This window comes from Enterobacter sp. 241F3, from assembly GCF_034106785.1.
In the GTDB taxonomy this organism is placed as follows: Bacteria; Pseudomonadota; Gammaproteobacteria; order Enterobacterales; family Enterobacteriaceae; genus Enterobacter; species Enterobacter vonholyi.
Map to the genome: position 1 here is coordinate 1 of NZ_JAWNDD010000006.1, position 15,875 is coordinate 15,875.

Genomic DNA, 15,875 nt, shown 5'->3' on the forward strand with positions numbered 1-15,875 from the left:
CGCCAGCGTTCAATCTGAGCCATGATCAAACTCTTCAATTTAAGTTTGATGCTCGTGAATTAAACTTCGTAATGAATTACGCATGTTCACTCAGAGACTTGGTATTCATTTTTCGTCCGAGGACGTTAAGAATCCATGTCACTTTGAGTGCCCACACAGATTGTCTGATAAATTGTTAAAGAGCAGTGCCGCTTCGCTTTTCACAGCGGCGCGGGGTGTGCATATTACGCTTTCCCGCTTCAGAGTCAAGCGTTTATTTACGCTATTCTCTGCTGACCCGGCGGCGTGTGTGCCGTTGTTCCGTGTCAGTGGAGGCGCATTATAGGGAGTTATTCCGACGTGACAAGAGGAAATTTAAAAAAAGTTTTCATCCGCGTTTTTTTTCACCACCAGAGGTGAAATCAAGCTACAAATTGTTCTATTTGATGTATCTGCAACCACAATCACATTCGAGGTGGCATAATTATCAGCATGTATCTTTAAGGAATAAAAGCGATGCCATTAAGCGCACAACAGCTGGCCGCCCAAAAAAACCTGTCGTACGTGCTGGCAGAAAAGCTGGCGCAGCGAATTTTAGCGGGTAAATATGCCCCCGGTAGCATCCTGCCGGGTGAAATGGAGCTGGGTGAGCAGTTTGGGGTGAGTCGTACCGCGGTTCGCGAGGCGGTAAAAACCCTGACGGCAAAAGGTATGGTGCTTCCACGTCCTCGCATTGGCACACGCGTAATGCCACAGAGTAACTGGAATTTTCTCGATCAGGAGCTGCTCTCCTGGTGGATGACGGAAGATAACTTTCATCAGGTCGTCGATCACTTTCTGGTGATGCGCAGCAGCCTTGAACCTCAGGCATGTCTGCTTGCCGCTACGCTGGGAACAGCAGAGCAGAAAGCGCAGCTTAACGCGTTGATGGCAGAGATGGTGTTCCTGAAAAAACACTTCAACCGCGAACGCTGGGTTGAGGTCGATATGGCCTGGCATGAACACATCTATATGATGAGCGCCAATCCGTTCCTTACCTCTTTTGCCTCATTATTTCATTCGGTGTATCACACCTACTTTACCTCTATTACACAAAACGAAGTGGTAAAACTGGATTTGCATCAGGCGATAGTGGATGCCATCCAGGAAAGCGACGGGCAACGAGCCCTGAGTGCGTGCCAGGCATTACTGGCCGCGCCAACCCACCAGCAGGTAAATAAATGACAAAGAAAAAAGCGCGCAGCATGGCCGGATTGCCGTGGATTGCAGCCATGGCGTTTTTTATGCAGGCACTGGATGCTACCATCCTCAACACCGCGCTTCCCGCTATTGCGCAAAGCCTCAACCGTTCCCCACTGGCGATGCAGTCCGCCATCATCAGCTACACCCTGACGGTGGCAATGTTAATACCGGTCAGCGGCTGGCTGGCCGACCGCTTTGGCACCCGCAGAGTTTTCATGCTGGCCGTAACGCTCTTTACGCTCGGTTCACTGGCCTGTGCGCTCTCCTCATCATTAACAGAGCTGGTTATCTTCCGCGTATTGCAGGGTATCGGCGGCGCGATGATGATGCCCGTGGCGCGCCTTGCCCTACTGCGAGCCTACCCGCGCAGCGAGTTACTTCCCGTGCTCAACTTCGTTACCATGCCAGGCCTTGTTGGCCCGATACTTGGCCCGGTACTCGGTGGCGTGTTTGTCACATGGGCAAGCTGGCACTGGATCTTCCTGATTAATATCCCAATTGGCGTTGCGGGGCTGCTGTATGCCCGCAAATATATGCCGAACTTCACCACGCCAAGGCGCAGCTTCGACATGGGCGGCTTTTTCCTGTTCGGCCTGAGCCTGGTATTATTCTCCAGCGGGATGGAGCTGTTTGGCGAGAAGATCGTCGCAACGTGGATAGCGCTCTCCGTTATCCTGGGCGGTATTCTGTTATTTCTTCTTTATATACGTCACGCGCGCCGCCATCCGACACCGTTAATCTCCCTGGGGCTCTTTAACACCCGAACCTTTTCCGTAGGGATTGCAGGCAACATTGCGTCTCGTCTGGGGACGGGTTGTGTGCCGTTCCTGATGCCATTGATGCTGCAGGTGGGTTTCGGCTACCCGGCCCTGATTGCTGGCTGCATGATGGCGCCCACGGCAATGGGCTCGATTCTGGCAAAATCAACCGTTACGCAGGTGCTGCGCTGGTTTGGCTATCGTAAGACGCTGGTTGGCGTGACGGTCTTTATCGGTTTGATGATTGCGCAGTTTTCGCTGCAGTCCGCCGCGTTACCCGTCTGGATGCTGATCCTGCCGCTGTTTGTGTTGGGCATGGCGATGTCGACGCAGTTCACATCGATGAACACCATCACCCTCGCCGACCTGACTGACGAGAACGCCAGTAGCGGCAACAGCGTGCTGGCGGTAACGCAACAGCTGTCGATCAGTTTAGGGGTTGCCGTGAGTGCAGCGGTGCTGAGGTTTTATGAGGGTTTTGACAACGCAAATACCGTTGAGCAGTTCCACTATACCTTTATTACCATGGGTGCACTTACCGTGGTATCGGCGCTGGTCTTTATGCTGTTAAAACCGAAAGACGGCAGAAACCTGATTAAAGAACGTCATAAAGAGAAAGCTAAACCGAACCGCGTTCCATCAGAACAGGAGTAAGCTGCAGGCGTTGTTGCTGCAGCGTGGGCTGCGCCATACGGTGGATCAACACATCTATGGCCAGCTCGCCCAGTTCATCCTTCGGCTGATGAATAGTAGTCAGCGGCGGCGTCATGTAGCGGGCAAGTTCAATATCATCGTAGCCAATCACCGCCATATCGTCCGGCACGCGTAGCCCCGCCTGGTACAACGCCTGATAGGCACCAAACGCCATCGCATCATTACCAATAAAGACCGCCTGCGGGCGCTGCGCTTGCGTCAGCAGTTTCTGCATAGCCTCGAAGCCACCGTTAAATTCGAAATCACCAGTGATCCGGTGGCCATCAGGAATGGCGAGCCCTGCTCGATCCATGGCGGAGAGATACCCTTCCAGACGCAAACGCGCCGGGGTTTTATCCAGCGGACCGGTAATACAGGCGATGCGGGTATAGCCTTTATCAATCAGATACTGAGTCGCCATATCACCACCCAGCAGGGAGTTATCCTGAATGAGATCGCTGGTTCCGTCGAATGGGGCCCAGTCCATCATCACGGTGGGAATAGAAGGATAGCGCTGGATGATCTCTTTCGAGGGCTGGTGCGTTTCGGTGCAGAGCAACAGTAGCCCGTCGACGCGTTTTTGCATCAGCGTCTCCAGGTTACGATTCATGCGCTGCTCGTCACCTTCGGTGTTACACAGCACCAGGCTGTAGCCGCGCTCGAAGCAGCTGCGCTCCACGCCGCGAACCAGTTCTGAATAAAAGGGGTTGGTACTTGCGGTGATCAGCATACCGATGGTGCGCGTCTGATTGAGCTTAAGGCTGCGCGCCAGCGCAGACGGTGCATAGTTGAGTTCTTTTACCGCAGCTTCGACTTTTTCCCGAATCGCCTCGCTGACGAAGCGATCTTTATTAATGACGTGGGAGACCGTCGAGGTAGAAACGCCCGCCATACGGGCGACATCTTTCATTGTAGCCAAGCGTTACCCCTGCTGACTTAAGAATTCATCGATCTCTTTACGCCACGGAACGGAAGGCTGGGCGCCCTTGCGCGTCACCGCAATCGCGGCAGCGGCGTGAGCGAAGCGAATAGCGTCATCCATTTTCTTGCCTTCCAGCAGCGCGGTCACCAGTGCACCATTGAAGGTGTCTCCCGCTGCAATGGTATCAATCGCCTTCACCTTAAAGCCCGGCACACGACGGCCTTCGCCATTGACGCTTGCCCACACCCCACGGCTGCCAAGGGTGATAATCACGGTGCCGATGCCCTTATCATGCAGTGCACGCGCGGCTCGTGCGGCATCGTCATCATTTTCTACGCGAATGCCCGTCAGCTTTTCGGCTTCGGTTTCGTTCGGCGTAATGATGTCCACCAGCGCCAGCAGCTCGTCTGATAATACACGTGCTGGGGCCGGATTCAGTACAACAGTGGTATGATTTTCATGCGCAATTTTTGCGGCGGCCAGCACGCTTTCAACCGGTGATTCCAGCTGCATGAGCAGGGCTTCCGCTCCGGCGATGATTGCACGTTGCGCTTCTACGCGCTCCGTCGTCAGCGCAGCGTTAGCCCCAGCATGAATACCGATGACATTCTCACCTTCAGCGTTGACGAAAATCAGCGCCACGCCGGTAGATTCCCCTGCAACAACGCTGACCGGTGCGATATCAATATTGTCGCTCGCGAGCTGCTTGCGTACACGCTCACCGGTATCGTCATCACCCGTGCAGGCGATAAACGCAATATTCGCCCCGCTACGACCGGCAGCGACGGCCTGGTTGGCACCTTTACCGCCAAATGCCACCTGATACTGATTACCCGTGACGGTTTCGCCCGGTGCAGGGAACGATTCAAGGTTAAGAATGTGATCGGCATTGATACTGCCAAGGACGACGAGGTTGCCTGCGGTTTTCATGGTTGGGTTGTCCATCTGAGAGCGCCACCGGTGTTACCCGGTGGCGTATGCCACACTTTTCTTTTATTGGTGTCCCTCAGGCAGCCAGCGACTGCCTGATTCGCCTTTTACTGCTTGATGACCAGCTTCAGGTCAACCGGGTATTTAGCCTGAACTTTTTCGCCCTTCAGCACTTTGTCGGCAGTTTCAACGCCAGTGGCGCCAATCTGCTCAGGCAGCTGAGCGATGGTCGCAGCCAGTTTGCCATCGTTTACTGCTTTTTCACCATCCGGCGTGCCGTCAAATCCGACAACCATCACATCAGATTTACCTGCAGTCTGCAGAGCACGCAGCGCACCGAGCGCCATTTCGTCGTTCTGCGCGAAGACCGCCTGCACATCAGGGTGTGCGGTCAGCAGGTTCTGCATGACGTTCAGACCTTTGGTACGATCGAAGTCTGCTGGCTGGCTCGCCAGCACGTTGAATTTGTGTGCAGCCACAGCCTGCTGGAAGCCTTCGCCACGCTCGCGGGCGGCAGACGTACCGGCAATCCCCTGCAGTTCGATAACTTTCGCGCCTTCGCCAGCTTTCTTCGCGATGTAATCACCCGCGATTTTGCCGCCCAGCACGTTATCAGACGCAATGTGGCTCACTACTTCGCCTTTCGTTGCCTGACGGTCCAGGGTGATCACCGGAATTTTCGCCTGGTTTGCCATCTTCACGGCGTTACCTACGGCGTCAGAGTCGGTTGGGTTGATCAGCAGAATTTTGGTGCCACGAACGGTTAAGTCCTGAACGTTAGCCAGCTCTTTCGCCGGGTTGTTCTGTGAATCCAGCACCACCAGGTTGTAGCCCAGCTTGTCCGCTTCTTTCTGCGCACCGTCCTTCAGGGAGACGAAGAACGGGTTGTTCAGGGTTGAGACAACCAGCGCGATGGTATCTTTCGCCATGGCGTTAGCACTTACGGTTGCGCTCAGCGCGACAGCGGAAACCAGGGTAGCCAGTTTTTTCATGTTCATATCTAAGATGTCCTGTAGTGTCGTCAGTTACTGTTTTTTGTTGTCTACCAGTACCGCCAGCAAAATCACCACTGCCTTAACGATCATCTGGTAATAGGAGGAAACACCTAACAAATTCAAACCATTATTCAGGAAACCGAGAATCAGTGCGCCGATCAATGTCCCAACAATGCGACCTTTACCGCCCGCAAGACTCGTACCGCCCAGAACCACTGCCGCGATAGCATCCAGCTCATACCCCGTACCCGCCGTCGGCTGCGCGGAAGAGAGGCGCGCCACTTCGATAATGCCCGCCAGTGACGCCAGCAGACCGCACAGGGAGTACACGATAACTTTGACTTTATTAACGCTGATACCGGACAGGCGCGTTGCCGCTTCGTTACCGCCCAGCGCATAAATATAACGGCCCAGACGGGTATGGTGCAGCATGTACCACGCCGCCAGGAAGACGATAGCCATGATCCAGACCGGTGTCGGAACACCCAGCGGGCGACCGATACCGAACCAGCCAAACAGATCGGCGTTATCGGTGAAGCCGGTATTGACCGGGCTGCCGTTGGTATAAACCATGGTCACCCCGCGCAGCAGCAGCATCATCACCAGCGTGGCGATGAATGCCTGAACGCGACCTTTTGCCACAATCACGCCGGTGACGGCGCCAATCGCGGCCCCTGCCGCCAGGGCCGCGGCCACAGCCACCAGCGCGTTGACTTCAATCCCGACAAGCGAAGCGGCGATCGCGCCGGTAAGGGCCAGCAGGGAACCGACGGACAGATCGATACCTGAGGTCAAAATTACCAGCGTCATGCCGACCGCCATAATGGCATTCACCGACGTCTGCTGCAGAATGTTGAACAGGTTATTAACGGTGAAAAAGTTCGGGCTCATGGTCGATACAATCGCGATCAGCACCAGCAGGGCAATCAGCGATTTTTGCTCCATGAGCCACGCCTTTGTGAAATAGCGGCGACCAGAAACAGCCTGGGTAGTCATCTTCTTACTCCTGATTCACGCGATTAAGCTTGCCCACAGCGGCAGCCATCAGAACTTCCTGGGTGGCCTGCTCGCGAGTGAATTCACCGCCGAGATGCCCTTCATGCATAACGATAATGCGATCGCTCATGCCTAATACTTCTGGCATCTCGGAAGAGACCAGAATGATGCTCAGACCGTCGGCCTTAAACTGGTTAATCAGCTGATAGATCTCTTTCTTCGCGCCCACGTCCACGCCGCGGGTTGGCTCGTCGAGGATCAGCACTTTCGGGCGCGTCATCAGCCCGCGCGCAATCGCCACTTTCTGCTGATTCCCGCCGGATAACAGGCCAATCGCCTGCTCCATCGACGGGGTTTTGACGTTAAAGAGGCGGATAAAATCACTGACCGCCTGCTGTTCGTCTTTATGCTTCAGGCTTCCACCGCTATGGCTGAAATAGCGCAGCGCGGTCAGGGACATGTTCTCTTTTACCGACATGCCCAGCACCAGGCCATCGCGTTTGCGGTCTTCGGAGATATAGACGATGCCGTTCGCCAGACCATCCTGCGGAGAGCGGGTGACCACTTCATGGCCGTCAAGGGTGACATAACCGCTGGTGCGCGGCAGTGCGCCGTACAACACTTTCATCAGCTCGGTACGTCCCGCCCCCATCAGGCCCGCCACGCCCAGGATCTCGCCCTGGCGCAGGGTAAAGGTCACGTCGTTCACGCCCGGACCGCAGAGGTTGTCTACCTTCAGGCGGATCTCTCCCGGCGCTTTATCCAGATGCGGATATTGATCTTCAAGCTTACGTCCCACCATCATTTCAATGAGCGTATCTTCGGTCAGCGTGGCCACTTCGCGCTCGGCAATAAACTGCCCGTCGCGGAAAACGGTGACGTCGTCGCAGATCTCGAAGATCTCTTTCATGCGGTGAGAGATATAGACAATCCCGCGCCCCTGCGACTTCAGCTCGCGGATGACGCGGAACAGGGATTCGGTTTCAGTATCGGTCAGGGCGTCGGTCGGTTCATCCATAATGATGACCTTAGACTCAAAGCTCAGCACCTTCGCGATTTCCACCATCTGCTGATCGCCAATCGACAGATCGCCTACCAGACGGTCGCTCTTAAAGCGCAGGTTCAGCTTCGCCAGCAGCTTGTCCGCTTCAGCATACATAGTTTTCCAGTCGATTTTGCCGAACCGGTTAACAAACTCGCGGCCGAGGAAGATGTTTTCCGCAATGGTGAGCTGCGGGATCAGGTTCAGTTCCTGGTGAATAATGCCGATACCCGCTTCCTGAGAAGATTTCGGGCCAGTGAAGGTGGTTTCTTTACCCAGCCAGAGGAGTGAACCGGCATCGCGTTGATAGATACCGGTTAGCACTTTCATCATGGTGGATTTGCCGGCGCCGTTTTCCCCCACCAGCGCCATTACGCGCCCGGGGTAGACGTTCAGCGCCGCGCCGGAGAGGGCTTTTACGCCCGGGAACGACTTATCGATCCCTTTGAGTTGCAGTAATGCGTCCATGATGGCCTCAGAAGGTGACGCCAGCACAGAGAATGATATTCGCATACGGGGAACACTCCCCGCTGCGAATTACCGCCTGACTGTCTGCGGTTTGTTGTTTGAACTGCTCGTGCGTTGTGTAACGAATTTCTATGGTGTTTCCCTGGTGTTGTTGCAGTTGCTCAATATGGCTGAGCAACGTTTCGTGGAGTTGCGGATTATGTTGTTTGATTTCCGCCGCGAGAATGGCTGCCTCAACCTGCATCTCCGCCGTCACGACTTCCAGTACCTGCATAAACGAAGGAACACCCTGCGTTAACGCCATATCAATACGGGTTGTGCTGCGCGGAACCGGTAAGCCTGCATCGCAAACCACCAGCGTATCGGTATGCCCAAGGCGGGAAATAACCGATGAGATTTCTGAGTTGAGTACCGTGCCTTTCTTCATTTTCTTGCTCCACTAGCGAAACGTTTCGCTAAAAGTAGTGTAGCGCCAGAAATGTTCAGAAAACCATCATGACGTAACAGATTTGTGATCGACGTCGAAACGTTTCGCTAAGTGAAATATTGATGGGAGAAATAGCCCGACGGCGCTTCGCTTGCAAGGGCCTACGGGTTTGGTAGGCCGGGTAAGCGCAGCGCCACCCGGCATTTTCGAAAGGACTTAAATCTCGACCTGCGTACCCAGCTCTATCACGCGGTTAGGCGGGATCTCAAACTGGTCAGGCGCGCGCAGGGCGTTACGCTGCAGGATCAGGTACAGTTTGCCGCGCAGGCGCAAATACCAAGGGCGCTTGCCGATGATAAGCGATTCGTGAGACATAAAGAACGACGTCTCCATCATCCGGCAGCTCAGCCCTTCAAGACCGCAGCGGTGGAACACCTCTTCCACATTTGGCGTTTCACGCCAGCCGTAGCTCGCCACCACGCGCCAGAATGTCGGGGAGAGCTGCTCGATTTGCACGCGACGCACGTTGTGAACGTAAGGCGCATCTTCAGTGCGCAGCGTCAGCAGGATCACGCGCTCGTGCAGCACTTTGTTGTGCTTGAGGTTATGCATCAGCGCGAAGGGAATGACGTTCAGGGCGCGAGACATGTACACCGCGGTGCCCGGCACGCGGACCGGCGGGGATTTCTCCAGAGAAGCGATCATCGCCTCAAGAGAGTTCCCGTGCTCGTGCATGCGGCGCAGCAGACGGAAACGCTCGCTTTTCCAGGTGGTCATGACGATGAACATCACCAGACCCAGCGTCAGCGGCAGCCAGCCGCCGGAGACAATCTTGTCGAGGTTTGCGGAGAACAGCGGCACGTCAATGCACAGGAAGCCCACCAGAATCATCGCCACGAGGAATTTATTCCAGTGCCAGTTTCGGTACGCCACCGTGGTGGAGAGAAGCGATGTCAGCACCATCGTACCGGTTACCGCAATACCGTACGCCGCCGCCAGGTTGCTGGAGTGCTCGAAGCTGACGATAACAATCACAACAGCGAAGTAGAGCAGCCAGTTAACGAACGGGATGTAGATCTGGCCCGACTCCATCTCAGAGGTATGGATGATGCGCATCGGAGAGAGATACCCCAGACGCACGGCCTGGCGCGTCAGAGAAAACACGCCGGAAATCACCGCCTGAGAGGCAATGACGGTCGCCAGCGTCGCCAGAATCAGCATCGGCACCAGCGCCCAGTCAGGCGCCAGCAGGAAGAACGGGTTCTTGATCGCTTCCGGATTTTTAAGTAACAGCGCGCCCTGGCCAAAGTAGTTCAGCACCAGCGACGGCAGCACCACAATAAACCATGCCACGCGGATAGGCAGTTTCCCGAAGTGCCCCATGTCAGCATATAGCGCTTCAACGCCGGTAATGGAGAGCACGACGGCACCCAGCGCCACGAAGGAAACCACTTTGTATTCAAGGAAGAAATGCACGGCCCAGTAAGGGTTCAGCGCATGCAGCACTTCCGGATTCGCGATAATGCTGCGCAAACCAAGCGCGGCCAGGATCAGGAACCAGGCCAGCATAATCGGCGCAAACAGTTTGCCCACCAGCCCGGTACCGTGCTTCTGGATCATAAACAGCAGCGTCAGGACAATAATGGCCAAAGGAACAACCCATGAATCGAGCTGCGGGGCAATAATTTCCAGCCCCTCTATCGCCGAGAGCACCGAAATAGCCGGCGTTATCACCACTTCCCCATAGAAGAAGCTGCCGCCAATCAGGCCGATAATCACCAGAACGGACGTCATCCTGGCTGACGTATTGCGCCCTGCCAGGGACATCAGGGTCAGGATCCCACCTTCACCTGCGTTATCAGCACGCATAACGAAGGAGAGATATTTAACGGAAACCACCAGGATCAGCAGCCAGAAGATGAGGGACAGGAAGCCAAATACGGCATCGCGCTCAACACCAAAGCCAAACTGGCCGGACAGACATTCACGAAGCGTATAAAGCGGGCTGGTGCCAATATCACCGTAGACAACCCCGATCGCCGCAAGCGTTATTGCGGGTAATGATTGCTTATTATCAGTGCTCATAGACTAGTCTTTTCGTTTAAATAACAAATGTGTTCCTGGTCCCTTGGCCCACAAAAAGCGCACAGTATGCACGATTCATTGCAAAATCGTACCCCTAAATGCAACCGCATTAATGTAGCGCAAAGAAAATTGCGCCGCACTTCAGTCTATTACCAGCCCTGACTGAAACGTCTATACTCGCTTCAATTGGCCGCCACGACGGCGAAAGGATGCAAAACTATTATGGCTCACTCACATTTATTAGCAGAAAGAATTTCCCGCCTTAGCAGCGCGCTGGAGAAAGGCCTTTTCGAGCGTAGCCACGCCATTCGCCTCTGTTTACTGGCGGCGTTGAGCGGCGAGAGCGTGTTTTTGCTGGGTCCGCCGGGCATTGCCAAAAGCCTGATTGCCCGCAGGCTAAAATTTGCTTTTCAGAACGCCCGCGCCTTCGAATATCTCATGACCCGGTTTTCCACCCCAGAAGAAGTTTTTGGCCCGCTTTCCATTCAGGCACTGAAAGATGAGGGGCGCTATCAGCGTCTGACAGAAGGGTATCTTCCGGAGGCTGAAATTGTCTTTCTTGATGAGATCTGGAAAGCGGGACCGGCCATTCTGAACACCCTGCTCACGGCGATAAACGAACGTCGGTTCCGCAACGGCGCCAGTGAAGAAAAAATCCCAATGCGCCTGCTGGTGGCCGCCTCAAACGAACTGCCTGAAGCCGACAGCAGCCTGGAAGCGCTGTATGACCGTATGCTGATCCGCCTGTGGCTGGACAAAGTACAGGATAAATCCAACTTCCGCTCCATGCTGGTCAGCCAGCAGGACGAGAGCGAAAATCCGGTACCCGCTTCGCTGCAGGTGACGGATGAGGAGTACCACCAGTGGCAGCAGGATATTGGCAAAATCAAATTGCCGGACGCGGTATTCGAGCTGATCTATCTGCTGCGTCAGCAGCTTGATCACCTTCCCTCGGCGCCCTATGTCTCCGATCGCCGCTGGAAAAAAGCGATCCGTCTTCTGCAGGCTAGCGCCCTGTTCAGCGGCCGCGATGCCGTGGCGCCCATCGATCTGATCCTGCTGAAAGACTGCCTCTGGCACGACGCGGAAGGCATGAACCTGATGCAGCAGCAGCTTGACGTTTTGATGACCGGACACGCCTGGGGACAGCAGGCGATGCTCAATCAGTTGGGGGCGATTGCCCAGCGGCGCATCCAGCTCCAGCAGCAGCAAAGTGATAAAACCGCGCTGAAAGTGAATCGCCTGGGGGGGATGTTCGCACGCAAACCGCACTATGAATTACCCACCGAACTCACCAGCCCGACGCTGACCCTGCTGCTCCAACAGCCGCTTAAGCTGCATGATATGCAGGTGGTGCATGTGACGATTGAGCGCGAGGCGCTGGCACAGTGGCTGGATAAGGGCGGAGAGATCCGTGGAAAGCTCAACGGCATCGGTTTCGCGCAGCCGCTGAATATGGAAGTGGACAGCAGCCAGCATCTGGTGATCCGCGACGTCAGCCTGCAGGGATCGCGTCTGGCGCTGCCGGGCACCGCCTCGGACAGCGTACCGGAAGAGATTAAGCAGCAGCTGGAAGCGCTGGATACGGAATGGCACCAGCAGCACACCCGCTTTAGCGAGCAGCAAAAGTGCCTCTTTATTCATAGCGACTGGTTAGGTCGCATCGAAGCCAGCCTGCAGGACGTCAGCGCGCAGATTAAACAGGCGCGTCAATGCTAACTCTGGATACGCTTAACGTCATGCTGGCCGTCAGCGAGGAAGGGTTGATCGAAGAAGTGGTCATAACCCTTCTGGCTTCGCCGCAGCTGGCAGCCTTCTTTGAAAAATTTCCGAAGCTCAAAAAGGCGATGACGGACGATCTTCCGCGCTGGCGGGAAAATTTGCGTCAGCGGTTCAGGGAGACCGAAGTTCCGCCTGAGCTAACGGAAGAGGTGGCCTGTTATCAGCAGTGCCAGCGGCTCTCCACATCGCAGTTTATCGTTCAGCTTCCGCAAACCCTGACGCTGCTCGACAAGGTCCACTCTCCGTTTGCCAGCCAGGCCCGGGCGCTGGTCACGGATAACGCCACGTTCACTCCCGCACTGCACACCCTCTTCTTACAGCGCTGGCGCCTCAGCCTGGTGGTGCAGGCTACGACGCTAAACCAGCAGCTGCTGGACGAAGAGCGCGAACAGCTGCTCAGTGAAGTTCAGGAGCGCATGACCTTAAGCGGCCAGCTTGAGCAGGTGCTGGTGGAGAATGAAAACGCCGCAGGGCGTCTCTGGGATATGAGCGCCGGTCAGCTCCGGCGCGGGGACTATCAGCTGATCGTCAAATACGGCGATTTTCTGGCGCAGCAGCCCGAGCTGATGAAGCTTGCAGAACAGCTGGGTCGCTCAAGGGAGGCAAAGTCGGTCCCAAAGAAAGATGCCCCCATGGAGACCTTCCGCACCCTGGTGCGCGAACCGGCTACCGTGCCGGAGCAGGTCGACGGGCTCCAGCAGAGTGATGACATTTTACGCCTGCTGCCCACGGAACTGAGCACGCTCGGGATGACCGAGCTGGAGTATGAGTTTTATCGTCGGCTGGTGGAAAAACAGCTCCTCACCTACCGGCTGCACGGCGAAGCCTGGCGCGAAAAGGTAAGCCAGCGTCCTGTGGCTCATCAGGATTTTGATGAACAGCCGCGCGGGCCATTCATAGTTTGCGTGGATACGTCCGGATCGATGGGTGGGTTTAACGAGCAGTGTGCGAAGGCGTTCTGTCTGGCACTGATGCGCGTGGCGCTCGCCGATCGCCGTCGCTGCTTCATCATGCTGTTCTCCAGCGAAGTCGTGGGCTATGAGCTGACGAACCAGCAGGGGATCGAGCAGGCAATCCGCTTCCTGAGCCAGCGTTTTCGCGGTGGAACCGATCTGGCAAGCTGTTTTCGCAGCATTGTGGAGCGTATGCAGGACGGCGACTGGTACGACGCTGACGCAGTGGTGATTTCCGATTTTATTGCCCAGCGGCTGCCGGATGATGTGGTCAATAAGGTGAAGGAATTACAGCGGGTGCATCAACACCGTTTTCATGCGGTGGCGATGTCCGCCCATGGAAAACCCGGCATCATGCGCATCTTCGATCATATCTGGCGCTTTGATACCGGGCTGCGTAGCCGCCTGCTCAGACGCTGGCAGCGTTAATTACAGAAGAGAGCCAACGCTTTCACGTACCTGCTGCGGCCAGACACCACACTGAACCTGACCGATATGAGGTAATTGCAGCAGCAGCATGGTCAGACGGGACTGGCCGATACCGCCGCCAATCGTCTGCGGCATTTCGCCGCGCAGCAGCGCCTGGTGCCACTCGAGTTTGAGACGGTCTACATCACCGGTGACCGCCAGCTGGCGCTTCAGCGCGTCAGCATCCACGCGGATCCCCATAGAAGAGAGCTCGAATGCGTCTTCCAGTATCGGGTTCCAGACAAGAATATCGCCGTTCAGCCCGGCAAATTCGCCCTCACCCGCAGTACTCCAGTCATCATAATCAGGCGCACGAACGTCGTGGCGTTTGCCATCAGACAATTTGCCGCCGATACCGATCAGGAACACAGCACCTAATTCTTTGGCGATCGCACGCTCGCGGCCTTTGGCATCCAGATCCGGGAAACGGGTCAGCAGTTCCTGGCTGTGGACAAAGTGGATCGTATCCGGCAGGAACGTTGCCAGACCAAACTCTTTGCTCACTGCCGCTTCGGTTGCTTTGATCCCGGCGTAGATCGCCTCAACGGTGGATTTCAGCGTGCCGATATGACGTTCACCATCACCCATTACGCGCTCCCAGTCCCACTGGTCAACGTAAACAGAATGAATCGGTGAAAGGCGATCTTCATCAGGGCGAAGGGCTTTCATGTGCGTGTAGAGCCCTTCGCCCGCGCTGAAGTCGTGTTGTCCCAGGGTCTGACGCTTCCACTTCGCCAGTGAATGAACCACTTCGAACTGGGCGTCTGGCAGTGTTTTCACTTTCACCTGTACCGCTTTTTCGCATCCAGAGAGGTTATCCTGCGTCCCGTCACCCACGCGGCTGAGGATCGGTGCCTGGACTTCAATCAGCCCAAGCTTCTCTTCCAGCTGGCGGGAAAAATGGGATTTTACGAAACTGATCTGGCGTTGTTTTGCGATGTAAGCGGTTTTCATTATTTATACTCCTGCGTCCTGTTGATATTGATTAAGCAACAGAAACGGCGCCTTATTCAATAACCCATCAACAAAAAGCCACCTTCATTTTTGATTCGATAAAATATAGCGCTAGAATAAAGTGATTCATTAATCTTCATAAGAAAAAGCTATGGAAAATTATCAGATCGACAATCTCGACCGCGGCATTCTGGAGGCGTTAATGGCCAATGCCCGTACCGCCTATGCCGAACTGGCGAAACAGTTTGGCGTCAGCCCGGGAACCATTCACGTTCGCGTAGAAAAGATGAAGCAGGCAGGGATCATTACCGGTGCGCGCATTGACGTCAGCCCAAAGCAGCTGGGTTACGACGTCTGCTGCTTTATCGGCATCATTCTTAAAAGCGCCAAAGACTACCCTTCTGCCCTGGCGAAACTGAACGCGCTGGATGAAGTCACCGAGGCGTACTACACCACCGGGCACTACAGCATCTTTATTAAAGTTATGTGCCGATCCATCGACGCGCTCCAGCAGGTACTTATCAACAAGATCCAAACAATCGATGAAATTCAGTCCACCGAGACCCTGATCTCCCTGCAAAACCCGATCATGCGTACCATCCGCCCGTGATCGGGCAAATTCATTCCCACATTTTCCACAGGTAGATCCCAGCTCGTTCACAGCGTACAATGGCCGTCTCTTTATCTGGGCGAGCGATCAATGGCGGACATTACCCTTATCAGCGGCAGCACCCTTGGTGGTGCGGAATACGTAGCGGAACATCTGGCTGAAAAGCTGGAAGAGGCGGGCTTTTCCACGGAAACCCTGCACGGCCCGTTGCTTGAAGATCTCCCGACTGACGGGGTCTGGCTGCTGATCACCTCCACGCACGGCGCGGGGGATCTGCCGGATAATCTGCAACCTTTATATGACGAACTGCTGGAACAGCAGCCCGACCTGTCAAACATCCGTTTTGGCGCAGTGGGGATCGGCAGTCGTGAATATGACACCTTTTGCGGGGCAATAGAGAAAGTCGAAGCCGCTGTTACCTCCTGCGGAGCAAAACAGCTGGGTGAAACGCTCAAGATCAACATCCTCGATCATGACATTCCCGAGGATCCAGCCGAGATCTGGCTCGCGGAATGGAAAAATTTACTCAAAAACGATTAAAGATCGCGCGAACAGATGTGGATAACTCTGG

Annotated in this window: 14 protein-coding genes; 6 read left to right on the forward strand and 8 right to left on the reverse strand. The window is 55.3% G+C overall.

Annotated features, from left to right (window positions below):
* Window positions 1-495: 495 nt before the first annotated feature.
* Both UR504_RS15825 and mdtD read left to right on the forward strand, forming a co-directional pair.
* Complete coding sequence (locus tag UR504_RS15825; RefSeq protein ID WP_111964224.1) at window positions 496-1,203, forward strand: FadR/GntR family transcriptional regulator; 708 nt, start codon at window positions 496-498, stop codon at window positions 1,201-1,203.
* The gene (mdtD, locus tag UR504_RS15830; protein ID WP_115876784.1) at window positions 1,200-2,633 is read left to right on the forward strand and encodes a multidrug transporter subunit MdtD; all 1,434 of its coding nucleotides are present in this window, start codon (window positions 1,200-1,202) and stop codon (window positions 2,631-2,633) included. The genes UR504_RS15825 and mdtD overlap by 4 nt, the downstream gene beginning before the upstream one ends.
* On the opposite strand, the gene rbsR is transcribed toward mdtD, so the two are convergent.
* The 7 genes from rbsR to kup form a co-directional block, all read right to left on the reverse strand.
* The gene (gene rbsR / locus UR504_RS15835) at window positions 2,599-3,591 is read right to left on the reverse strand and encodes a ribose operon transcriptional repressor RbsR (protein ID WP_320739883.1); all 993 of its coding nucleotides are present in this window, start codon (window positions 3,589-3,591) and stop codon (window positions 2,599-2,601) included. The two genes, mdtD and rbsR, sit on opposite strands and share 35 nt — an antisense overlap.
* 3 nt (window positions 3,592-3,594) lie before the next feature.
* The gene (gene rbsK / locus UR504_RS15840; protein ID WP_115876792.1) at window positions 3,595-4,524 is read right to left on the reverse strand and encodes a ribokinase; all 930 of its coding nucleotides are present in this window, start codon (window positions 4,522-4,524) and stop codon (window positions 3,595-3,597) included.
* Window positions 4,525-4,631: 107 nt separating this feature from the next.
* Window positions 4,632-5,522, reverse strand: coding sequence for a ribose ABC transporter substrate-binding protein RbsB (gene rbsB / locus UR504_RS15845; RefSeq protein ID WP_010426610.1), 891 nt, complete (start codon window positions 5,520-5,522; stop codon window positions 4,632-4,634).
* A gap of 27 nt (window positions 5,523-5,549) precedes the next feature.
* Window positions 5,550-6,515 carry a ribose ABC transporter permease gene (gene rbsC / locus UR504_RS15850; protein ID WP_021242657.1) on the reverse strand — a complete coding sequence of 322 codons (966 nt, stop codon included), beginning with the start codon at window positions 6,513-6,515 and terminating at the stop codon, window positions 5,550-5,552.
* Window positions 6,516-6,519: 4 nt separating this feature from the next.
* Entirely contained in the window at window positions 6,520-8,025 is a 1,506-nt protein-coding gene (rbsA, locus tag UR504_RS15855; RefSeq protein WP_021242658.1) for a ribose ABC transporter ATP-binding protein RbsA, read from the reverse strand.
* A 7-nt stretch (window positions 8,026-8,032) separates the two neighbouring features.
* Window positions 8,033-8,452, reverse strand: coding sequence for a D-ribose pyranase (rbsD, locus tag UR504_RS15860; protein WP_003862392.1), 420 nt, complete (start codon window positions 8,450-8,452; stop codon window positions 8,033-8,035).
* A gap of 216 nt (window positions 8,453-8,668) precedes the next feature.
* The gene (gene kup / locus UR504_RS15865) at window positions 8,669-10,537 is read right to left on the reverse strand and encodes a low affinity potassium transporter Kup (protein WP_023309781.1); all 1,869 of its coding nucleotides are present in this window, start codon (window positions 10,535-10,537) and stop codon (window positions 8,669-8,671) included.
* A 222-nt stretch (window positions 10,538-10,759) separates the two neighbouring features.
* Between kup and ravA the strand changes: the two genes are divergently transcribed.
* Both ravA and viaA read left to right on the forward strand, forming a co-directional pair.
* Entirely contained in the window at window positions 10,760-12,256 is a 1,497-nt protein-coding gene (gene ravA / locus UR504_RS15870) for an ATPase RavA (RefSeq protein WP_115876782.1), read from the forward strand.
* Entirely contained in the window at window positions 12,250-13,701 is a 1,452-nt protein-coding gene (viaA, locus tag UR504_RS15875) for an ATPase RavA stimulator ViaA (protein WP_302237020.1), read from the forward strand. The genes ravA and viaA overlap by 7 nt, the downstream gene beginning before the upstream one ends.
* Here viaA and asnA read toward each other — a convergent pair whose 3' ends face one another.
* Window positions 13,702-14,694, reverse strand: a complete 993-nt coding sequence (asnA, locus tag UR504_RS15880; RefSeq protein WP_115876780.1) for an aspartate--ammonia ligase — start codon at window positions 14,692-14,694, stop codon at window positions 13,702-13,704. It lies immediately after the preceding gene.
* Window positions 14,695-14,845: 151 nt separating this feature from the next.
* Between asnA and asnC the strand changes: the two genes are divergently transcribed.
* Window positions 14,846-15,304, forward strand: a complete 459-nt coding sequence (gene asnC / locus UR504_RS15885) for a transcriptional regulator AsnC (protein WP_008500198.1) — start codon at window positions 14,846-14,848, stop codon at window positions 15,302-15,304.
* Window positions 15,305-15,394: 90 nt separating this feature from the next.
* On the forward strand, window positions 15,395-15,844 hold the full coding sequence (gene mioC, locus UR504_RS15890; RefSeq protein ID WP_271369048.1) for an FMN-binding protein MioC: 450 nt from the start codon (window positions 15,395-15,397) through the stop codon (window positions 15,842-15,844).
* Window positions 15,845-15,875: the final 31 nt, after the last annotated feature.